17 protein-coding genes are annotated in these 18,829 nt (G+C 61.3%); 8 read left to right on the top strand and 9 right to left on the bottom strand.

From position 1 onward, the window contains the following. Nucleotides 1-35: 35 nt before the first annotated feature. The 7 genes from ACU5AZ_RS15360 to ACU5AZ_RS15330 all read left to right on the top strand — a co-directional run bounded on the left by ACU5AZ_RS15360 (nucleotide 36) and on the right by ACU5AZ_RS15330 (nucleotide 8,015). Nucleotides 36-1,088, top strand: coding sequence for an ABC transporter substrate-binding protein (locus tag ACU5AZ_RS15360; RefSeq protein WP_446823212.1), 1,053 nt, complete (start codon nucleotides 36-38; stop codon nucleotides 1,086-1,088). A gap of 24 nt (nucleotides 1,089-1,112) precedes the next feature. After that, nucleotides 1,113-1,985: an ABC transporter permease gene (locus tag ACU5AZ_RS15355; protein WP_446823211.1), complete on the top strand. Its 873-nt coding sequence runs from the start codon at nucleotides 1,113-1,115 to the stop codon at nucleotides 1,983-1,985. Beyond that, a complete protein-coding gene (locus tag ACU5AZ_RS15350) occupies nucleotides 1,982-2,773 on the top strand; it encodes an ABC transporter permease (RefSeq protein ID WP_446823210.1) in 792 nt (263 codons plus the stop codon). Before ACU5AZ_RS15355 ends, ACU5AZ_RS15350 begins: the two co-directional genes overlap by 4 nt. Then, nucleotides 2,773-3,828: an ABC transporter ATP-binding protein gene (locus ACU5AZ_RS15345; RefSeq protein WP_446823209.1), complete on the top strand. Its 1,056-nt coding sequence runs from the start codon at nucleotides 2,773-2,775 to the stop codon at nucleotides 3,826-3,828. The genes ACU5AZ_RS15350 and ACU5AZ_RS15345 overlap by 1 nt, the downstream gene beginning before the upstream one ends. A gap of 359 nt (nucleotides 3,829-4,187) precedes the next feature. Next, on the top strand, nucleotides 4,188-4,895 hold the full coding sequence (locus ACU5AZ_RS15340; RefSeq protein ID WP_446823208.1) for a gluconate 2-dehydrogenase subunit 3 family protein: 708 nt from the start codon (nucleotides 4,188-4,190) through the stop codon (nucleotides 4,893-4,895). 3 nt (nucleotides 4,896-4,898) lie between these two features. Further along, on the top strand, nucleotides 4,899-6,671 hold the full coding sequence (locus ACU5AZ_RS15335) for a GMC family oxidoreductase (RefSeq protein ID WP_446823207.1): 1,773 nt from the start codon (nucleotides 4,899-4,901) through the stop codon (nucleotides 6,669-6,671). A gap of 12 nt (nucleotides 6,672-6,683) precedes the next feature. Continuing rightward, complete coding sequence (locus ACU5AZ_RS15330) at nucleotides 6,684-8,015, top strand: c-type cytochrome (RefSeq protein ID WP_446823206.1); 1,332 nt, start codon at nucleotides 6,684-6,686, stop codon at nucleotides 8,013-8,015. 112 nt (nucleotides 8,016-8,127) lie between these two features. Here ACU5AZ_RS15330 and ACU5AZ_RS15325 read toward each other — a convergent pair whose 3' ends face one another. From ACU5AZ_RS15325 to ACU5AZ_RS15285, 9 genes are read right to left on the bottom strand one after another with little or no spacing between them, the layout of a single operon-like run. After that, nucleotides 8,128-9,021, bottom strand: a complete 894-nt coding sequence (locus tag ACU5AZ_RS15325; RefSeq protein ID WP_446823205.1) for an intradiol ring-cleavage dioxygenase — start codon at nucleotides 9,019-9,021, stop codon at nucleotides 8,128-8,130. 12 nt (nucleotides 9,022-9,033) lie between these two features. Further along, nucleotides 9,034-10,788 carry an FAD-dependent oxidoreductase gene (locus tag ACU5AZ_RS15320; protein WP_446823204.1) on the bottom strand — a complete coding sequence of 585 codons (1,755 nt, stop codon included), beginning with the start codon at nucleotides 10,786-10,788 and terminating at the stop codon, nucleotides 9,034-9,036. A gap of 10 nt (nucleotides 10,789-10,798) precedes the next feature. Continuing rightward, on the bottom strand, nucleotides 10,799-11,878 hold the full coding sequence (locus ACU5AZ_RS15315) for a branched-chain amino acid ABC transporter permease (RefSeq protein ID WP_446823203.1): 1,080 nt from the start codon (nucleotides 11,876-11,878) through the stop codon (nucleotides 10,799-10,801). A 9-nt stretch (nucleotides 11,879-11,887) separates the two neighbouring features. Beyond that, nucleotides 11,888-12,751 carry a branched-chain amino acid ABC transporter permease gene (locus tag ACU5AZ_RS15310; protein ID WP_446823202.1) on the bottom strand — a complete coding sequence of 288 codons (864 nt, stop codon included), beginning with the start codon at nucleotides 12,749-12,751 and terminating at the stop codon, nucleotides 11,888-11,890. Next, nucleotides 12,738-13,457 carry an ABC transporter ATP-binding protein gene (locus ACU5AZ_RS15305; protein ID WP_446823201.1) on the bottom strand — a complete coding sequence of 240 codons (720 nt, stop codon included), beginning with the start codon at nucleotides 13,455-13,457 and terminating at the stop codon, nucleotides 12,738-12,740. The genes ACU5AZ_RS15310 and ACU5AZ_RS15305 overlap by 14 nt, the downstream gene beginning before the upstream one ends. Beyond that, entirely contained in the window at nucleotides 13,457-14,176 is a 720-nt protein-coding gene (locus ACU5AZ_RS15300; RefSeq protein ID WP_446823200.1) for an ABC transporter ATP-binding protein, read from the bottom strand. The genes ACU5AZ_RS15305 and ACU5AZ_RS15300 overlap by 1 nt, the downstream gene beginning before the upstream one ends. Nucleotides 14,177-14,234: 58 nt before the next feature. Continuing rightward, nucleotides 14,235-15,506, bottom strand: a complete 1,272-nt coding sequence (locus ACU5AZ_RS15295; RefSeq protein WP_446823199.1) for an ABC transporter substrate-binding protein — start codon at nucleotides 15,504-15,506, stop codon at nucleotides 14,235-14,237. Between the two features lie 44 nt (nucleotides 15,507-15,550). Continuing rightward, the gene (locus ACU5AZ_RS15290; RefSeq protein ID WP_446823198.1) at nucleotides 15,551-16,612 is read right to left on the bottom strand and encodes a maleylacetate reductase; all 1,062 of its coding nucleotides are present in this window, start codon (nucleotides 16,610-16,612) and stop codon (nucleotides 15,551-15,553) included. After that, a complete protein-coding gene (locus ACU5AZ_RS15285; RefSeq protein ID WP_446823197.1) occupies nucleotides 16,609-17,472 on the bottom strand; it encodes a dioxygenase family protein in 864 nt (287 codons plus the stop codon). The genes ACU5AZ_RS15290 and ACU5AZ_RS15285 overlap by 4 nt, the downstream gene beginning before the upstream one ends. Before the next feature lie 93 nt (nucleotides 17,473-17,565). Between ACU5AZ_RS15285 and ACU5AZ_RS15280 the strand changes: the two genes are divergently transcribed. Then, on the top strand, nucleotides 17,566-18,516 hold the full coding sequence (locus ACU5AZ_RS15280) for a LysR family transcriptional regulator (RefSeq protein ID WP_446823196.1): 951 nt from the start codon (nucleotides 17,566-17,568) through the stop codon (nucleotides 18,514-18,516). Nucleotides 18,517-18,829: the final 313 nt, after the last annotated feature.

Here is an 18,829-nt window from a genome sequence, read left to right as displayed (position 1 = left end):
AAGAACAGGCACATCAAATCTGAGAGGAAGCAGACATGAAATCCTATACGATACTGGCGACCACCGCCATCATGACAGTGCTGATGCAATCCGGCGCAATGGCAGCCGACGTCCATGTTCTCAACTGGAAGGGCTACGGCACCGACGAGCCCTGGGCCGTGGAAGCCTTCGAAAAGGCCACCGGAAACAAGGTCATCAACGATTACTTCAATTCCGAACAGGAAATGCTGACCAAGCTGCGGACCAATCCCGGCCTCTACGACGTCGTGATGATCAACGCGGCCTTCAACGACCAGGCGACGTCGGAAGGGCTCATCCAGCCGATCGACACCAGCAAGATCGCCAATGCGGCGAACATCAGCGAGGAAAAGGCCAAGTCGCCCCTGCTCAACCACGACGGCCAGACCTATGGCGTGCCGTGGGTCTGGGGCCTGACCTCCATCGCCGTCAACGACAAGGCCTTCGACAAGACCCCGACCTCCATTCAGGTGATGTGGGATGAAGCCCACAAGGGACGCGTGGTCTTGCGCGACGACGCCCTCGAAGCCATTCAGTTCGGCGCCATTGCAACCGGGCAGAACATCAACGACATCAAGGACATGGATGCGGTCAAGGCCAAGCTTGCGTCCCTGATGCCCCAGATCCGCACGTTCTGGAGTGCAGAGAACGACTGGAATCAGATGGTTGCCGCCAACCAGATCGACGTCGGCACCTATTGGAGCGGTTCGGCTTCGCGCGCCAAGAAGAACTTCGGCCTTCCGGTGACCTTCGTCGTTCCGGAAGAAGGCGCGGTCGGCTGGCTTGACGCCTTTTCCATCCCCAAGGATTCGAAAAACGTCGAGGGCGCCGAAGCCTTCATCAACTACATGATCGATCCGAAATTCTATGTCGAATGGGACAACAAGGTCGGCGCACCGGTTTCGGCCAACACTGCAGCCGTCGCCGAACTGCCGGAAGACGCATTCAACCGAAAGGTGATGGGCGACCCGCAGGTCGCGTCGCGCATCCAGTTCCAGGCGCCCGTCTCGGATGCCGACCGCGAGAAGTACCTGCAGGTCTGGCAGGAACTGAAGGTCAATGTGAAGTAGTCACGATCAGGGAAGGAGCACGGCATGGGCGCATCACAATCCCGGCTTGGGCATCGTTCGACGGCGAAAGCCGCCGCGCCGCTGCTCCTTCCCGCCTATCTCTGGCTGATGGTGGCAATCTTCCTGCCATTGTCGGCCATGGTCTTCTTCAGCTTTGCCAGCGACATGCCTTTCATGGGCAAGCCCTGGTCGCTGACATTGTCGAACTACGCCGATTTCTTTTCGAGCGATGTCTACGCAAAGCTTCTGTTGTCATCGTTGCGCCTGGCCTTCGAAGTCACGGTATGGTGCATCGTGCTCGGCTTCCCGTCAGCCTATGTGCTGGCCAAGGTATTCAAGGGGAGAACCCGGGAAGCGATCTTCCTGCTTGTCATCCTCCCCTTCTGGAGCAACGGACTCGTCCGCATCTTCTCCTGGGCGATGGTGCTGCGCAGCGGCGGCATACTGGATACGGCGCTGAACGCCATCCTGCCGTTCAAGGTCAATATCGACCTGATGTATTCCTATCCGGCCGTCATCATCGGCCTCGTGCATTCCTATGTGCCCTACATCGTGCTCACCTGCTACCTCAGCATCCAGGCGATCGACGACAGCCTCATCGAGGCGGCGCGGTCGCTCGGCGCATCACGTTTCCGGATTTTGAGGCGCATCATTCTCCCGCTGTCGCTGCCGGGCATCATCGCCGGAGCCGTTCTCGTCTTCGTGCCGGTGATCGGCTCGTTCATGGAGCCCCGCATCCTCGGCGGCCGGACCGGCACCTTCTACGGAACCGTCATCGAGGACCAGTTCGTCGCCGTCTTCAACTGGCCGCTCGGAGCCGCACTCTCCTTCATCCTGCTGGCTCTCGTCCTCGCCATCCTGGCATTGGCCTCCCCCGTCATGAGGAAAGCCGCATGAGCAAGACCACGCGCTTCCTCAACGCCATCGGGCGCCTCTATGTCGGCCTTCTCCTGGCCTTCCTGTATCTGCCGATCGTCATCATGGGACTGATGTCGTTCAACGCATCGCCCTTCTACCAATTGCCGCTGACGTGGTCGACGACGTGGTACCAGGCGCTGTCGCATGACAGCCAGCTGATCGGCGCCGCCCTCAACAGTCTCGAGATCGCCGTCATCACCACGATTGTCGCGACGGTCATCGGCACGGCCGCATCGCTGGCCTTCTTCCGCTACGAGTTCAGGGGCAAGAAGCTGCTTCAGGCGCTGCTGCTGCCGCCGATCGCCATTCCGTGGCTGATCACCGGCACGGCAATGCTCGTCTTCTTCTACGGCATTGGAATAGGCCGCGGCCTGCACGCCATCATACTCGGCCATGTGGCGCTCGCCCTGCCCTATGTCATCATCGTGATCAATGCACGCCTCCAGACCTTCGCGCCGGAGCTTGAGGAGGCGGCCCGCTCGCTGGGCGCCAGCCAGTGGCAGATCACCCGCAGGGTGACACTCCCCTATCTTGCGCCGGGCGTCGTCGCAGGCGGGCTCTTCGCATTCGCCGTTTCCTTCGACCAGTTCGTCGTCTCCTATTTCCTGGCGACCCCGGGGCAGACGACGCTTCCAGTCGAAATCTACGCAGCGATCCGCAAGGGCTTCACGCCCGAGATCAACGCGGTGTCGACGATCATCATCGTCATGTCCATGGTCCTGATGCTGGTGACCGCCCGCTTCTACAAATTCGGAGGAAATAGCTGATGGCCAGCGTCGAGGTGAAAAACCTGTCACGAAGCTTCGGCATCTACAAGGCGCTCGATGACATCTCGGTGCGCTTCGAGGATGGCGGTTTCTACGCACTTCTCGGCCCGTCCGGCAGCGGCAAGACCACGCTGTTGCGAATGATCGCCGGCTTCGACTATCCCGACACCGGCCACATCGAGATGAATGGCGAAAGCGTCGAACGGGTTCCCCTCGAAAAGCGCAACATCGGCATGGTGTTCCAGAACTATGCGCTGTTTCCCAACATGACGGTGTTCGAGAATGTCGCCTTCGGCCTCAGCGTGCGGGGCGTCGCGCGCGAGGAGATGCGAAAGAAGGTCATGAACGCCCTCGACCTCGTGCAACTCGGGAAGCTCGAGGGCCGCAAGCCGCATCAGCTTTCCGGTGGACAGCGCCAGCGTGTGGCGCTCGCGCGCGCGATCGTCATCAATCCTCGCGTACTGCTTCTCGACGAGCCCCTCGGGGCACTGGACAAGGCCCTGCGTCTCGACATGCAGGTCGAACTAAAACGTATTCAACGGGAAATCGGCATTACCACCGTCTTCGTGACCCATGACCAGGAGGAAGCCCTGACGATGGCCGATCGCATCGGCCTTCTCAAGGATGGGAGATTGATCGAAGAAGGACGGCCGGAAGACATTTACAACCGCCCGAAGACCCTGTTTGCCGCGACCTTCCTCGGGGACGCCAATATTTTCGAGGGCGAATGGCAGGACAGTGGCGTGATGCTCACGGACGGCCGCGCAGTTCGCGTCGCCGACAGCAACGACATGCAGTCCGGGGTGATCCGCTGTGCGGTTCGCCCGGAGCGGATCCGGATCGTCTCGGCTGAACAGCCGAGACTGGACAACGTGCTGGAAGGCCGTATCGAGCGCCGGCTCTTCGCCGGCAACAGCACCACGCTGTTCGTCAATCACAATGGTCGCGAAATCCGAGTGGGCCTTCCCAATACTGGATCGGTGAGCCTCGGTGACGGCGAGGCCGTCACGCTGACATGGTCACGCGAAAGCACCATACCGGTTGCCGCGGCTTAGCAACCGTCTGCGGTCAGGGCGCCAAAACTGGTGTCGGATCAGTCCCGCATCGGTGTCGGGCAGGATGCAGGTAAACGTCGTGGCTACTGGTGATCGAGCGCAAAAATTCTCGTCTGCGCTCGAGAAAACCCGATCCCGAAACACGCAGGTACCCTTTGATTGTATCACGATAGGGTGACAACTCTCTGGCGGTAGGGAACGGAATGTGAGACTTTAGCGTTTGTCAGTTTGCCGCTTGCAACTGACATGCGTTTCCGGGCGCGCCGGGAACGACGGAGCGGTTGCCAATTCGGGAAATGTCCCGGAACCAGCACCCGCGGAAAGATCAGTCCGGCATCAGCCGGCGAAAGGAAAACATCATGAGAGATATGCCAGGACGCCCCTCCCGGCGCGGTTTCCTCAAGGGAAGCGCCGCAGGGATGGCGATAGCTTCGCTTGCCGGTACGGCCAGTGCACAAACGCCCGAGAAGGAAGCCCCACCGCCGCTTGATCAATACGAGCGGGTCTATCTCAACGACGCGGAATGGGCCTTCGTGATGGCCGCCTGCGCCCGACTCATTCCCTCGGACGGCGACGGACCCGGCGCGATCGAATGTCGGGTGCCGGTCTTCATCGACCGGCAGCTCGCAGGAGACTTCGGCAAGGCTTCGGACTGGTACATGCAGGGGCCGTTCCACCCTTCGGCGACGCCGACGCTCGGCTTCCAGAGCCCCCTCACCCCGGCGCAAATCTATCGCAAGGCGATCCCGGCGTTTCAGGACTGGTGCAACAAGACCCACGGCGACGGCTTCGAAAATCTGGACTCCGCAAAGCAGGACGCGGCCCTGACCTCGCTGCAAAAGGGTGAAGTGCCGCTCGATCCCGAGCTTCGGGACTTCTTCTCCTTCCTGCTCGCCAACACAAAGGAAGGCTACTTCGCCGATCCGGGTTACGGCGGCAATCACGACATGCAGGCCTGGGTCTATATCGGCTTCCCGGGCGCGCGTGGTGCCTTCACCTCCTGGCCGGGTCGCGAGAATGCGAAGTATCCGCTGGGTCCCGTGGCGATCAACGGGGACAGGGCGTAAACCATGGCAACGAGAACAGACCCCAAGAAAGACGTCGTCATCATCGGGCTCGGCTGGACCGGCGCGATCATGGGCATGGAACTGGCCGGCGAAGGTCTTGAAATCCTCGCGCTCGAGCGGGGTGAGGACCGCAACACCGTTCCCGACTTCCAGTATCCCAACACATTCGACGAACTGAAATACGGCGTGCGTTACGGCCTGATGCAGAAGCCCGCCAACTCCACGTTGACCGTGCGCCACAACACGCAGGAAACGGCACTTCCCTATCGTCAACTCGGCTCGTTCCTGCCGGGAGACGGCGTCGGCGGCGCCGGCGTTCACTGGAACGGCCAGACCTGGCGGCCACAGGCGGTGGAATACCGGCTGCGCTCCTATGTCGAAGAGACCTTCGGCGCCGACATCATTCCGGAAGACATGCAGCTTCAAGACTGGGGCGTGACGGCCGAGGAAATGGAGCCCTTCCTCACCAAGTTCGAGAGCGTCGCCGGCATTGCCGGCAAGGCCGGCAATCTCAACGGCCAGATCCAGGAGGGGGGCAATCCGTTCGAGGCGCCGCGTTCGGCCGACTATCCGATGCCGCCGCTGAAGAATACCTGGGATTCGGAGCTGTTTGCCGATGCTGCCCGCAAGATGGGGTATCACCCCTTCCCGCGCCCTTCGGCCAATGCCTCGGTCCAGTATGTCAACGACTACGGCATGCAGCTCGGCCCTTGCAATTATTGCGGCTTCTGCGAACGCTTCGGCTGCAACAACTATTCGAAGTCGTCACCGCAGGTCTGCATTCTCGATGCGCTGAAACGCAAGCCGAACTTCAGCTACAAGACCAAATGCGAGGTGCTGAAGATCGAAAAGGCCGCCGATGGCAAAACCGCGACTGGCGTTACCTATTTCGATGACAATACCGGCGAGGAGGTCTTCCAGCCGGCCGATCTCGTGCTGGTCTGCGCCTATTCGCTGCACAACGTCCACCTTCTGCTGCTGTCCGAAATCGGCCAGCCCTACAATCCGGATACCGGCGAAGGCGTGGTCGGGCGCAACTATTCCTACCAGATGACCGGCGGGACCGGCCTCTGGTTCAAGGACAAGGTGTTCAACCCGTTCGTGGGCACCGGATCCGGGGGCATGACGATCGACGATTTCTCGATGTCGCAGATCGATTTTGGCAAGGAAGGCTTCATTGGCGGCAGCTATATCACCTGCGGCCACACCGGCGGCCGACCGATCCAGCAGATGTCGCTTCCACCGGGCACGCCCGGCTGGGGCGCCGGCTGGAAAGCGGCTGTGGGAGAATGGTACGGCCACAATCTCTCGATCGGCTCGCACGGATCGAACATGGCCTATCGAGATACCTGTCTCGACCTCGATCCGACCTACAAGGACCGTCACGGCCGTCCGCTGATGCGCATGACCTTCAACTGGAAGGACAACGACATCAAGATGACCCAGTTCATGAAGGCAAGGATCGAGGAAATCGCGAAGAGCATGAACCCGGATGCCATGTCCTCCGGCTACAAGGGCGACGGCGCGCAATACGATGTCCGCCCCTACCAGTCGACCCATAATGTCGGCGGTGCGATCATGGGCATCGACCCGAAGACTTCGGCGATCAACCGCCATCTCCAGAGTTGGGACTGTCATAACGTCTGGGTCATGGGCGCCTCCGCCTTCCCCCAGAACCTGCAGTACAACCCGACAGGCGCGGTCGGGGGGCTCGCCTACTGGGCGCTCGAGGCGTTGCGCAAGGATTACCTGCCCAACCCAAGACCGTTGATGTAAGGAGCGCGGATCATGAAAACCTTTATTCGCATCATCCTTGCGCTCGCCGTCCTCGGCCTCGTGGCGCTGGCGGCGACTATCTTCGTGCCGCCCTTTCTCACCAAGCCGGACGGCACTGTTGCTGCCGACTGGAAGCCGGCGGCGGGCCAAGGCAAATACGCCACGCAGATGGCCGACTGTCAGGCCTGTCACACCGCCGAAGGCGGCAAGCCGTTTGCCGGTGGCCGCGCGATCGAAAGCCCGATGGGCACGATCTGGTCAAGCAACATCACTCCAGATCCAAAGACCGGCATCGGCGACTGGACCTATGAGCAGTTCCATGCCGCCCTCGTCGATGGCATAGCGCCCGGCGGCGTGCACCTTTACCCGGCCATGCCCTATGAGAACTACCGGCATCTGAAGGAAGAGGATATCCGCGCCATCTGGGACTACGTCCATAACGATGTCGCGGCAGTCGACAATCCGGTGAAGGAGACGAAGCTTGCCTTTCCGTTCAACCAGCGCTGGGGCATCCGTGCCTGGAACTGGCTGGCGCTCGACAAGCCCGGCTTCCGTCCGGATGAAAAGGCGGCCGGCAGCGACGAGCTTGCCCGTGGCGCCTATCTCGTGCAGGCGCTCGGTCATTGCGCAGCCTGCCACAGCCCGCGCGATCAGTTCATGGCCGAGGACGGGAAGAAGGCCGACAATCCCTCCTTCCTGACCGGAGGAGAAATCGGCGGCTGGTCGGCGCCCGATCTGCGTACGGCCAATTCGGCCCTCCAGACCTGGTCCGACCAGGACCTGAAGGACTATCTCACCACCGGCCGCAACGCGCATTCCGCGGTCGTTGGCGAGATGCAGCTCGTCATCGCGGACTCGCTTCAGTACATGAAGGACGAGGATGCCGATGCGATGGTTGCCTATCTGCGGGCGATTTCGGACGCAAAACCGAATCCGAAGCCGGTATCTGCGGACAAACGCACCACGGATCGCCTCGATGCCGCCGACGATCCGACGACGGCCAAGCTCAAGGCCGCGACAGGCCTCAGCGATGGAGAACTGCTCTATCTCAACAATTGCAGTGCCTGTCACATGCCGGACGGACAGGGAGCGCCCGGCGTCTTCCCGGCGCTGGCCGGAAACTCGCTGGTGATGGCGGATACGACCAAGGGGCTGACCGAGGTCATTCTCCACGGCGCGGAGATGCCCTCCACCGAAAAGCGGCCCGAGCGGCTGAAGATGCCGGCCTTCGCCGACCGGCTTTCGGATGGCGAGATCGCCACGCTTGAAACCTTCCTGCGCAGCGCATGGGGCAACTCAGCGCCGGCGGTGGCGGAAAATGCAGTAAAGGCCGTGCGTCCCTGACGGCGCACCGCTTTCAATTGCTATGAGGCCTGCCAATGGAAATTGGCAGGCCTCTCATTTGCCGGTGGCAAAGATGGTGCACATTGGCCGCTACGCGATGGAAGAGTGCCCTTTAATGGGCCTTCGTCGCCTTTGACGCGAGTACGAAATCGTGTCTCACATCCCAGAAATCTCCGGCGAAGCCATAGCGTGCCGCGCGCTCCTCGTCGTGGGTCATGACGAACTCAGCAAGCAGGCTTTCCTTCACGCCGAAGACGGCATCCGAATTGATATAGGGATCATCCGGATCGAAGATGTGGGTCGTCAGCGTCTCGTAGCCATCGGCCGTGATGATGTAATGCAGGTGTGCGGGGCGATAGGGATGGCGGCCAAGCGCCTCCAACAGCTGTCCGACGGGGCCGTCATTCGGAATCGGGTAGTATTTCGGCTTGACGGCGCGAAACCAGTAACGGCCATCCGCGCCGGTCTTGAAGATGCCACGCAGGTTGAAGTCCGGCTGCAGGCCCTTCTGCTGGACGTCGTAGAAGCCTTCATCATTGGCCTGCCACACGTCGATCACCGCACCCTCTATCGGTTTGCCGTCGGTATCCAGGATACGCCCTTCAATGAACATGTCCTCCCCCTTCTGGTCGAGGCATATATTGGCGCCCATTTCCAGATGGGGCGCTCCCTCGACATGGAAGGGTCCGAGAACCGTTGATTCCGACGCGCCGGACGGCTTGCGATTGTTGATGGCATCCACGAGCATGGACACCCCGAGGATATCGGAAAGCAGGATGTATTCCTGGCGCCACTCGTTGCATATCTGGCCGGTCCTGGTCAGGAACATGATTGCCTCAAGCCACTCGTCCTGCGTCGGCTCCAGTTCCTTGACGGCTTCGTGCAGCTTGCGGGTGACAACTTCCATCACCTGCACAAGGCGCGGGTTCTCGGCCTTGGCATTGCGCCCTGTGACGACCTCGACGGAATTCTCTTCCGTGAAAAAACCTTTCTCGTGCGCTTCCATGTTTGCCTCCCTCTATCTGTTCAGGATTGCCGCGAGCACGCGGTGCAGTTCGGCGGCCGGATCGGCAACGGCGCCGAAGGAACGCCATGCGACATGATGGTCTGGACGAACGAGCAAGGCGCCGCTGTCGGAGATCTCGTTGATGCGTGCCCAGTCGCCCGTGAAGTCCTGCCAGGGGCGGCGCGGACCGATGATATGGACCGCTACATCAATGCCGAACGTCTTGCTGACCGTCGCAGCAGCCTTCGCCCAATCGGCACCGCCGGGACCAGTCAGAAGGCTGAACATGCCGTGTCCGCAGAGGTCGAGCGTGGAGGTTTTCCCGCCGTCGTCGGAGAACAGCCAGGCATGTGGCAAACGTGCACCGGGCCAGCTCGTCTGCTGGAAGTGCAGATCCGCGTCCTCGGTGAACGCGGGCTCCGTCTGACCATCCGTCACAACGGCATTTGACGTGTAGCGCTGGTTCATCTCCACGCCATGCGCGTCGAATTCGTAGACCTTGTAGGCGATGGCTTCGCGAATGGCCTTGCGCTGTGCCTCGGCCTCCGGTGTCGTGCCACAACGGGCATCCATGTTTTCCTGCATCTTCACCGGATCGACGGAATCGAGCAGCCCGAGAGCCTTGAAGATCGGACCAAATTCCTCGATCGACTTGTTCGCCCGAGTGACGATCTGGCGTGCGACGGGCGCACGCTCGGCGCTGTAGCTGTCCAGAAGCCCCATTCCGGCCTGTCCCTTGGCGACCAGCGCCACCTTCCAGGCCAGGTTGAATGCGTCCTGGATGGATGTGTTGGAGCCCAGACCATTGGACGGCGGATGACGATGGGCGGCGTCGCCCATGATGAAGACGCGCCCCTTCTGCATGTGGGTCGCGAACATGTTGTTCACCGTCCATGTGCTTGTCGAGGTAATCTCGATCGGAATATCGGGATCACCGATCAGGTCGCGTGCCACCTTCTTCGCAAAGGCCTCGTCGACCTGCGGCGCGGGCTGATTGATGTCGTAGCCCCAGTTGATGAGCCATTCATTCCAGGGGCGCACCATGCGAACAAGGCCCATCCCGATGCCGCCGACATCCGCGCCGGGCTGCAGGACCCAGTAGAGAACCGAAGGCCGATGCGCGACATATTTGCTGAGATCGGCCTTGAACACGATATTCATGGAACCCGCCACGCCCATCTTCCCCTCGAAGGGGAGATCGGCATGTTCGGCCACCTTCGAATTGCCGCCATCCGCGCCGATCAGGAATTTCGAGCGAACCGTGAACTCTGCCCCGGTGAGCCGGTCCAGACAGGTGGTCGTCACCCCGTCGGCGTCCTGGACATGGAACAGATATTCCGTGGACATGCGCGGCTGCGTGCCGCGCGAACACGCCGTCTTCAGAAGGATCGGCTCGAAATAGGTCTGCGGAAGGTCGTTCATCAGGCTCGGAGACGACAGAAGATGCTCGGCCTTCGACTTCGGATGGGTTCCCCAGCTGTACATGCGGCCGATCTCTTCGCCGGCAATCGACGCGCAGAAGACGTTGTTCCCAAGGTATTCCTGGGCTGTCGCATAGAGATAGGCCTCCTGCTCGACCTCCAGGCCGAGATCGCGGATGACCTCCATCGTGCGCTGATTGGTGATATGCGCGCGCGGTGTGTTGGCAAGCCAGCGGTAGCGGTTGATCGCCATATTGTCGACGCCGTAGCTCGAGAGCAGCGCCGCCATGGCGCCGCCTGCCGGGCCCATACCGATAATGAGAACGTCAGTTGAAAAGTCTGCCATTTAGTCCTCCCTAACTGGCCTGATTTTGAACGGATGCCGGTTGCGTGAGGACGAGCCTGCGCCTGACCGGAAAGAGTTGAATGCCTGTCTTTTCCGAAAAGAGCCCCCAGAGACCCGTCGGCGCAAGGATCATGGTCGCGATGCCGATGAAGCCGAGGATCAGGAGGTAGATCGATCCGAAATCCGAGAGCGTCTTCTGAAGAATGAAGAAGACGATGATGCCGACGATCGGACCCTCGATCGTACCGATGCCGCCGATGACGACGATGAAGAGCACATAGGCCGTCCAGTCGACGACCGAGAAGGCCGCGTCCGGCGAAATGCGCGCCTTCTGGACGTAGATCAGCGCGCCGGCGATGCCTGTGATGAAGGCCGTGACCAGATAGACGAAAACCTTCATGCGCTGCGCATTGACACCCACGGCGCGGGCCGCCGTCTCGTTGTCGCGCACTGCGGCGAGGCCGAGGCCCTGACGCGTGCGAAGTATGCGGTAGAAGACGAGGATGGTGGCAACGGCGAGAAGAAGTGCGAACCAGTAGGTCAGCACATCGCTCGCCTCGGACGTTTTCATGCCGAAGGCGTCTTTCAGGAAACCGACTCCGAGCATCTCCTTGCGTGCTTCGGTCGGCAAGGAAGTGCCCGTGCCACCGCCAAGTGTCTTCCATTGCGCGACGATCAGTCGGACCACCTCGGCAATGACCCAGGTGCCGACGCCGAAATAGGCCCCCTGAAGACGGAAGGAAAAGAAGCCGGCCGGGATGGCAAGCAGGACCGCAAGGACGCCGGCAAGCAGCGTCGCCAGCAGCGGATCCATTCCAAGGAGGATCACGCAGCCGAACATCGAATAGGCCCCGAACCCGACAAAGGCCTGCTGGCCGATGGAGAGAAGGCCGGCATAGCCCGCCAGGAGGTTCCAGCTTTGCGCCAGAACCAGCATGGTCAGGATGAAAAACAGGTCCTGAAGGACGTCGCGGGGAACCAGGAACGGCGCCGCCGCTCCGACCAGGACGAGCACGGCTGCCGCAACGCCGAAGAGCGAAGATGCGCGCGTGCCAGTCGCCATGGTCCAGCTCGGAGCTTTTGAAGTCATCGTTGCACCTCAATCGAAAGCGCGCGGGAAGAAGCCGCGCGGCTTGAAGGCCAGAACAGCGAGAAAGGCGATGTGGCCAGCCAGGATCTGCCATTCCGGATTGATGCTAGCGCCGACCGTCTGGGCAACCCCGAGGATCACGCCGCCGACGAGTGTCCCCCAAAGGGACCCCAGCCCTCCGATGATGACCGCCTCGAAAGCGTAGATCAGGCGCGACGGGCCGGCCGAGGGATCGAAATTGGCACGCGTTCCGAGATAGAGTGCGGCAACGGTCACGACGACCATGGCGATGCCCGTGGCGGTGGCGAAGATCCGCTTCGGCCTGATCCCCATCAGCCCTGCCGTCACCGGATCATCCGACGTAGCGCGAAATGCCCGACCGATGGGTGCGCGGTAAATCAGCTGGTTCAGCGCGACGATCACGGCGATGGCGGAGAGGAATGTCAGAAGCGGCATGACGCCGATGTTGACGCTGCCGAGCGAGATCGTCGCCGCGTCAAGCGAGCCCATCGCAATGCGCCGGCTGTCGGCGGTGAAGCCCTCCAGCAATCCGTTCTGAATGATGATCGAGAGGCCGAACGTTACGAGCAGCGGCGGAAGGATATCCTTTCCGAGCGTCCGGTTCAGCAGAAAATACTGCAGCATCCAGCCGGCAGCGAACATCAACGGCGCCGCGACAAGGGCGGACAGGAACGGATTGAGCCCGAGGAGCGACGTCAGCGTCAGGATCACAAAGGCAGCAAAGACGATCAGGTCGCCATGCGCGAGATTGACCAGCCGCATGATGCCGAACACGATGCTGAGGCCCGCCGCAAACAGCGCGTAGAGACCGCCGAGCAGGACGCCCTGAACAAGTGTGTCAATGATGTTCATGGGTCGCGGCTCCGAAATAGGCCTTGTGAATGTCCTCGCGCGACACGTCCGTCGAACGGCCCGAGAGCGTGATGCGACCCTCCATCATGCAATAGACGCGATCGGAGACCAGCAGCGCGTGGCCGATATCCTGCTCCACGATCACGATGGAAGCCCCGGTCGCCTTGATCTGCGGAAAGGCGGCATAAATGTCCTTCACGACGACCGGCGCCAGACCGAGACTGATCTCGTCGCACAAGAGCAGCTTGGGGTTCGACATCAGCGCCCGCCCGATCGCCACCATCTGCTGCTGCCCGCCGGAGAGCGCGGTCCCCGGAGACCGGCGGCGCTCCTTGAGAACCGGAAAGAGATCATAGATCCTATGCAGATCCCAGGCGCCGCTTCCCTCTGTTCCATAGGCTCCGATCAGGAGGTTCTCTTCGACCGTGAGGGACGGAAAGAGCTTGCGCCCCTCCGGCACCATGGCGATGCCAAGTCTCACGACATCCGGCGAGGCCAGCGCGCCGATCGGTCGGCCGTTGAAGAGGATCGCATCGGCTTGACTTGCAAGAACCCCCGATATCGCCCGCATGAGCGTCGTCTTGCCCGCGCCATTTGCGCCGATGACGGCGACCGTTTCTCCGGCCTCAAGATGCATGTCAACGCCGAAAAGCGCCTGAAAATCCCCGTAATGGGTGGTCAGGCCGGATGTCTGAAGCAGCGTCATCACACCTCCATCCCCAGATAGATTTCGCGGACTTCCGGCGAGTTCATCATCTCATCCGGTGTGCCGATGCCGATGATGCGGCCGAAATGCAGGACGAGAAGTCGTTCGACGACCGAGTTCAGGGCGTGCAGGACATGCTCGATCCAGATGACGGCCACGCCGCTGCGATGGATCGAACGGATGGTCTCGACCAGCAAGCTGCATTCACCTTCCGTAAGGCCACCGGCGATTTCGTCGAGCAGCAGGAGCTTGGGCCGGGTTGCCAGCGCACGCGCCAGTTCCAGCCGCTTGCGCTGCAGCAATGACAGGCTGCCGGCAGGCGTATTGGCCTCGGCAATAAGGTCGGTTTCGACCAGGATGTCCGCGCAGTCCGAAACGATATCGGCTTCCCGCTTCTGCTGGCCGAAAGTGCCTGCGACCAGGAGGTTTTCAAAGACCGTCAGCTTCTCGAACGGCTGCGGGATCTGAAAGGTCCGACCCATGCCTGACAGGCAGCGCTGCATGGGACTGACCCGGGTCACGTCCTTGCCGAGGAAGCGGATCGTTCCGGCATCCGAGGCCATGGTCCCGGTTATCAGGTTGAAAAGCGTCGACTTTCCCGCGCCGTTGGGCCCGATGATACCCAGCGCTTCGCCCTCCGAAACCGAAAAGGCGATCGCCTCGGCCACCGTCAGTGCGCCAAAGCTTTTCGAAATTCCATCGAGTTGCAGCAATGTCATCGATCGTTCCCGAGCAGGTTTGCGGCCGGCGGACGAGCCGCCGGCCAGTTCTTGCATATCAGCTCAACGCTTCCATCTTGCCGCCCAGCGGCACCTCCGGCACCGTGGAATTCTCGACGACGACGAGCTCGTAGCTGCCCCCGTCCTTCAGACGCCACTGTCCGCCGACAAGCGGTGTCTTGGCGATATTCTTCTGGGCAAAGGGCGGCAGCTTGTCGCTGCCCCAGGCGATGGGCCCGACCAGCGTATCGAGCTTCGTCTTGCCGATTTCGGCGGCCACTGCCTCTCCGTCCGTCGGATCTTCCACCCGCTTCATCACGTCGACGGCAAGCTCGAAAAGCGCATGCGCAAAACCGATCGGCTGAGTCCAGGGACGGCCGGTCACCTTGGTGAACTCCGCCGCGACTTCCGCCGCCGTCTGGCCCGTCAGTGACGATTTGAACGGATGGGTCGGCGTCCACCAGACTTCCGTCGATAGGTTGTGACCGCCCTTGCCGAGCGCTTCGACCGCCTGCGGAAAGAGCATGGCCTTGCCGATCGAGGCAATCTTGGGCTTGAGGCCCTGCTGCTGCGCCTGGTTCCAGAAGGTAGTGAGGTCCGGCGGGATCATCACGCCCGTCAGGATCTCGCAATTCGCCTTCTTGAATGCGGCGATCTGCGCGGAGAAGTCGTCGGTCATGTTCTGATAGCGACCGGGGTCGGTCAGGCCGTAGCCTTGCGCGTTCAGCACAGGCGGGAAGCCGACATTCGGGTCACCCCATGCATTTCCGTCGCCGTCGTTCGGGAAGAGACCGCCGACCTGCTTGTTGGTCTCGATCTGCGACCACATGCCCGTGAAGACGGCAATCACGTCTTCGAGGCCCCAGAAGAAATGATAGGCGAAGTTGAAGGGCTTCCAGCTTTGCGGATCACCGGGATTGCCCTGCTGGCCGATGAACCAGGGCTGCCATGGTGCAACCGTGGAGATGCAGGGAACCTCTTCAGCCTCGCAGGTGGTCGAAACCGGATTGGTCGTCTCCGGGGTGGAGGCCACCAGCATCAGGTCGATCTCGTCGTTGACGATCAACTCCTTGGCGACTTCCGCCGCCCGGTTCGGATTGGACTGGCTGTCCTTGACCACCACGTCGAACTTCTCGCCATTGGCCTTAAGGAAGGCATCGATGACGAACTTGTCCGCTTCCCCGAAGCCGGCGAGCGGACCCGTCTGCGGACTGACATAGCCAAGCTTGATCTTGGAGCCCTTGGCCAGGGCCGGCATGGCCAGTCCGGATGTACCGACCAGAGCGCCGGCGGCGACCGTCGTCTTCATAAAATCGCGTCTCGTAAACATGCATCTTCCTCCCTGTTGCATGATTTGAGTGCATTATCTCGTCTTCAATTCTCCGGCCGGCGCCCCTCATAAGCGGCCTGCAGGAGGTCCCGGATCGAGCGACGATCGATCGGCCGGGGATTCCAGTAGGGGTTTTCCGCAGCCAGATCTGCGGCGCGGTCGAGGTTGGCTTCGTCGAAACCGATATCGCGCAACGACACGGGAGCGCCCAGCGACTTCGAGAAATCAAAGAGGCCGGCCCCCGGGCTGCCGCCCATGATGTCGCCGATCGGCGCCAGGAGCCGAGGAACCGCAACAGCATTGTAGGCGGTGGTGTAAGGCAGCATGACCGCGTGGGTTTCAGCATGCGGCGTATCAAAGCTGCCGCCCAGCGTGTGGCAGATCTTGTGATGCAGCGCCATGCCGACCGTGCCGAGGACTGTACCGGCCAGCCAGCAGGCATATTGCGCTTCCGCACGCAGATCGAGGTCGTCCGGTTTCTCGACGAGACCCGGCAGCGATGACTTGAAGGTGCGGAAAGCCTCGACGGACATCATCGTGGAAATGGGATTGCGGTCACGCGCGTAGAGCCCTTCCATGGAGTGCGCGAGTGCGTTGAGTGCGCTGACAACCGTCATCGGAACCGGCAGGCCGAGCGTGAGCTTCGGATCGTAGATCACCACTTCCGGCAGGATTTTGACATCACGCAATGTGGTCTTGCGGCCCCCTTCGGTCTGGCCCAGGATCGGCGTGACCTCGGACCCGGCGTAAGTGGTCGGAATGGCGATTTGCGCGACGCCGGTTCGATATGCGATCGCCTTTCCGAGACCGGTCGTGGAGCCGCCTCCAAAGGAAATGACACAGTCGGCCCCGGCCGCCTGCAATACGGCGACGGCATGCTCGCTGACATCGACGGGGGTATGCATCACGGCGCCGGCAAAGCAGCCGGCGGAGAGTTCGCCGAGATCGTTCGCCAGCGCTTCCGCCTCCCGCGCCTGATGCGGCGTCGACAGGACGAGCGCCCGAGACTTGCCAAGCTTGCGCACCCATTCGGCCGCTTCACTCAGACGCCCGGCGCCAAAGACAACCGTGGCACGATTGACCTCGTAGACGAAATCACGGCTCATCGCAGTGCCTCCTGGCGTTCGCGCACCATGACGAAGCTCACCTCAAGTTCCCGTCCGGCAGGCGTGCGCCGGAACGACTTGACGAGTTGCGGCCGCACGGCAAACAGGGGATCGGATACAAGGGCCGGATCTTCCGCATCGAAGATGTGCGTCGTGATGGTTTCGAAACCCTCTGCGGCGATCAGGAACTGAAGATGAGCGGGCCGCTGCGGAGGAAATCCGGCGCGGGCCAGAAGTTCTCCTGCGGGACCCACCAGCGGCACCGGGTAACCCGAAGGCATGACCGTCCTGTAGTGGAAGCAGCCTGCCGCCTCGGTCGTGAAGCGGCCGCGCAGATTGAACTCGGGCTGGCGATCCGGCTGCTGGTTTTCGTAGAAGCCTTCGCCATTGGCCTGCCATGTCGTGACGCGCGCACCCGCAATCGGCAGGCCATCGAGGTCGACCACCTTGCCGGAAACGGAAAGCGGCTCGCCCTTGCCATCGAGGCAGATATTCGCGCCGAGCGGCCTGTCGGGCGTATCGGCCCGGTAAAACGGTCCACGCGCTGTATTGGGGATTGCCGCTGCCGGGCGCCGGTCGTTGATTTCCTCCACCAGCGCCGAAATGCCAAAGAGATCCGAAATCAGCACCCATTCGTCACGTCGCGTGTCGCTGTAGTCGCCAATGTCTCTGAGGAGCGAGAGGAAGGCGCGCCATTCCGCGCGTGACGGACGGATCTCGCGTACCAGCGCCTGCAAATGGGAGGCGAATGCGATCAGGGTCGCCGGCAGCTTTTCGCTTCGGCGATCGCCGAAACGTTCGGCAAAGATGTCCGGCGTGATGGACATGCCGGCGCCCGCCTTGTTGCGAGCTGTAACCATGGAATGCTCCTCCCAGAACGTCTCCCATCAGAAAGGTAGCAGAACGAAAAACACGTTTGATGATTTCTTTGTCAAATAATATAAGCATTTGGTATGAAGATCGAAGAGAAGCATCTCGTGCAGCTGGCTGCCGTCGTTAAAGCCGGCGGCGTGGTCGAAGGCGCAACCCTGCTGGGGCTGACCCAACCGGCGGTCTCCCGCACGCTGGCGATCCTCGAAAAGCGGGTCGGCGAACCGCTCTTCGTCAAGGGCCGGCGTCCACTGATGCCCACGCCCCTGGGCCGCGAACTGGCGCAACACGGCATGGCGGTCATTACGGCATCGCGCAAGGCGAGCGAGGCAATCGACAGTTTCCGCCTCGGACGTAGCGGTGTGGTGCGCATCGGGGGAACCCCCTACTTCATGGACGGCCTGATCGCCGGCATGGCCGCCGACTTCCAGACCGGCCATCCAGATGTGCGTATCGAACAGAGCTATGGGTATATTCAGGATCTGAAATCAGGACTGACATCGGGTCAACTGGATCTGGCGATCTGCCCGATAGATCTTCTCGATGAGGGATCAGGCCTGATTGCACAGGAGATACTGCCCGGCCGCAATGTGATAGCCTGTCGGGTGACACATCCGTTGCTGATAAGCCGGAAACTGCGGCCGGCGGCGCTGCTTGACTATCCCTGGATCGCCCCGCCGCCCACCAGCCCCCTTTTGGCCGACCTGCACAGCCTGCTTCTGTCACTTGGAGCAACGGAAGCCAAGATCCGCTACTCCGGCGGCTCGCTGATGAATGTCGTCAACTACCTCAAGGGATCGGATGCCCTGACAATTCTCCCGCATTCGACGGTATTCTCGATGCGAAACGATCGATCCATCACGGCCCTGCCCGTGCAGATCCCCCATCCCGAACGCGCGCTGGTGCTCTTGCGACAGAAGGATGCGGCGCGCATGCCGGCCGTTGAAAATTTCGCAAAGCATATTGCCCACCGCTTCGAAGAGTTGAAACACCTCATCAAGAGACACGAACAGGCGGTTGTCTGGGGCGGATAGGGAGACCGGAACGGCAATGCCTTGAGTGGATAAGGCGACCAGGCCCAATCGCCTGATTTTCGAGACGAGAACCACCCCGCTATCGGTCGGCACTACGGGGCGTGGACCCGCCGTCAGCGATTTGAGAAGGCAACGGTTTCTCACCCCACGCGGCCTTCCGCTTGCTGTCCTCTTCCTGATCTGCTTTTGTAGCGACATCCTGGAGTTCGAAACGTTCTGGAAAGAGTATTCTGTCAGGGTATCGATTGCGCCTGTGCTGAAATCCGGCACGTTATCGTTCGGGTATTTTTTAGCATTTTAATAATTCAGGTAA

This window comes from Rhizobium sp. PAMB 3182 (genome assembly GCF_052908355.1).
Note: the sequence above shows the minus strand (reverse complement) of the source record. Positions and strands in the feature narration are given on the sequence as shown.

Excerpts from the sequence above, each read along its gene's own strand:
- ACU5AZ_RS15360 (WP_446823212.1), top strand. The coding sequence starts at position 36 with ATGAAATCCTATACGATACTGGCGACCACCGCCATCATGACAGTGCTG.
- ACU5AZ_RS15355 (WP_446823211.1), top strand. The coding sequence starts at position 1,113 with ATGGGCGCATCACAATCCCGGCTTGGGCATCGTTCGACGGCGAAAGCC.
- ACU5AZ_RS15350 (WP_446823210.1), top strand. The coding sequence starts at position 1,982 with ATGAGCAAGACCACGCGCTTCCTCAACGCCATCGGGCGCCTCTATGTC.
- ACU5AZ_RS15345 (WP_446823209.1), top strand. The coding sequence starts at position 2,773 with ATGGCCAGCGTCGAGGTGAAAAACCTGTCACGAAGCTTCGGCATCTAC.
- ACU5AZ_RS15340 (WP_446823208.1), top strand. The coding sequence starts at position 4,188 with ATGAGAGATATGCCAGGACGCCCCTCCCGGCGCGGTTTCCTCAAGGGA.
- ACU5AZ_RS15335 (WP_446823207.1), top strand. The coding sequence starts at position 4,899 with ATGGCAACGAGAACAGACCCCAAGAAAGACGTCGTCATCATCGGGCTC.
- ACU5AZ_RS15330 (WP_446823206.1), top strand. The coding sequence starts at position 6,684 with ATGAAAACCTTTATTCGCATCATCCTTGCGCTCGCCGTCCTCGGCCTC.
- ACU5AZ_RS15325 (WP_446823205.1), bottom strand. The coding sequence starts at position 9,021 with ATGGAAGCGCACGAGAAAGGTTTTTTCACGGAAGAGAATTCCGTCGAG.
- ACU5AZ_RS15320 (WP_446823204.1), bottom strand. The coding sequence starts at position 10,788 with ATGGCAGACTTTTCAACTGACGTTCTCATTATCGGTATGGGCCCGGCA.
- ACU5AZ_RS15315 (WP_446823203.1), bottom strand. The coding sequence starts at position 11,878 with ATGACTTCAAAAGCTCCGAGCTGGACCATGGCGACTGGCACGCGCGCA.
- ACU5AZ_RS15310 (WP_446823202.1), bottom strand. The coding sequence starts at position 12,751 with ATGAACATCATTGACACACTTGTTCAGGGCGTCCTGCTCGGCGGTCTC.
- ACU5AZ_RS15305 (WP_446823201.1), bottom strand. The coding sequence starts at position 13,457 with ATGACGCTGCTTCAGACATCCGGCCTGACCACCCATTACGGGGATTTT.
- ACU5AZ_RS15300 (WP_446823200.1), bottom strand. The coding sequence starts at position 14,176 with ATGACATTGCTGCAACTCGATGGAATTTCGAAAAGCTTTGGCGCACTG.
- ACU5AZ_RS15295 (WP_446823199.1), bottom strand. The coding sequence starts at position 15,506 with ATGTTTACGAGACGCGATTTTATGAAGACGACGGTCGCCGCCGGCGCT.
- ACU5AZ_RS15290 (WP_446823198.1), bottom strand. The coding sequence starts at position 16,612 with ATGAGCCGTGATTTCGTCTACGAGGTCAATCGTGCCACGGTTGTCTTT.
- ACU5AZ_RS15285 (WP_446823197.1), bottom strand. The coding sequence starts at position 17,472 with ATGGTTACAGCTCGCAACAAGGCGGGCGCCGGCATGTCCATCACGCCG.
- ACU5AZ_RS15280 (WP_446823196.1), top strand. The coding sequence starts at position 17,566 with ATGAAGATCGAAGAGAAGCATCTCGTGCAGCTGGCTGCCGTCGTTAAA.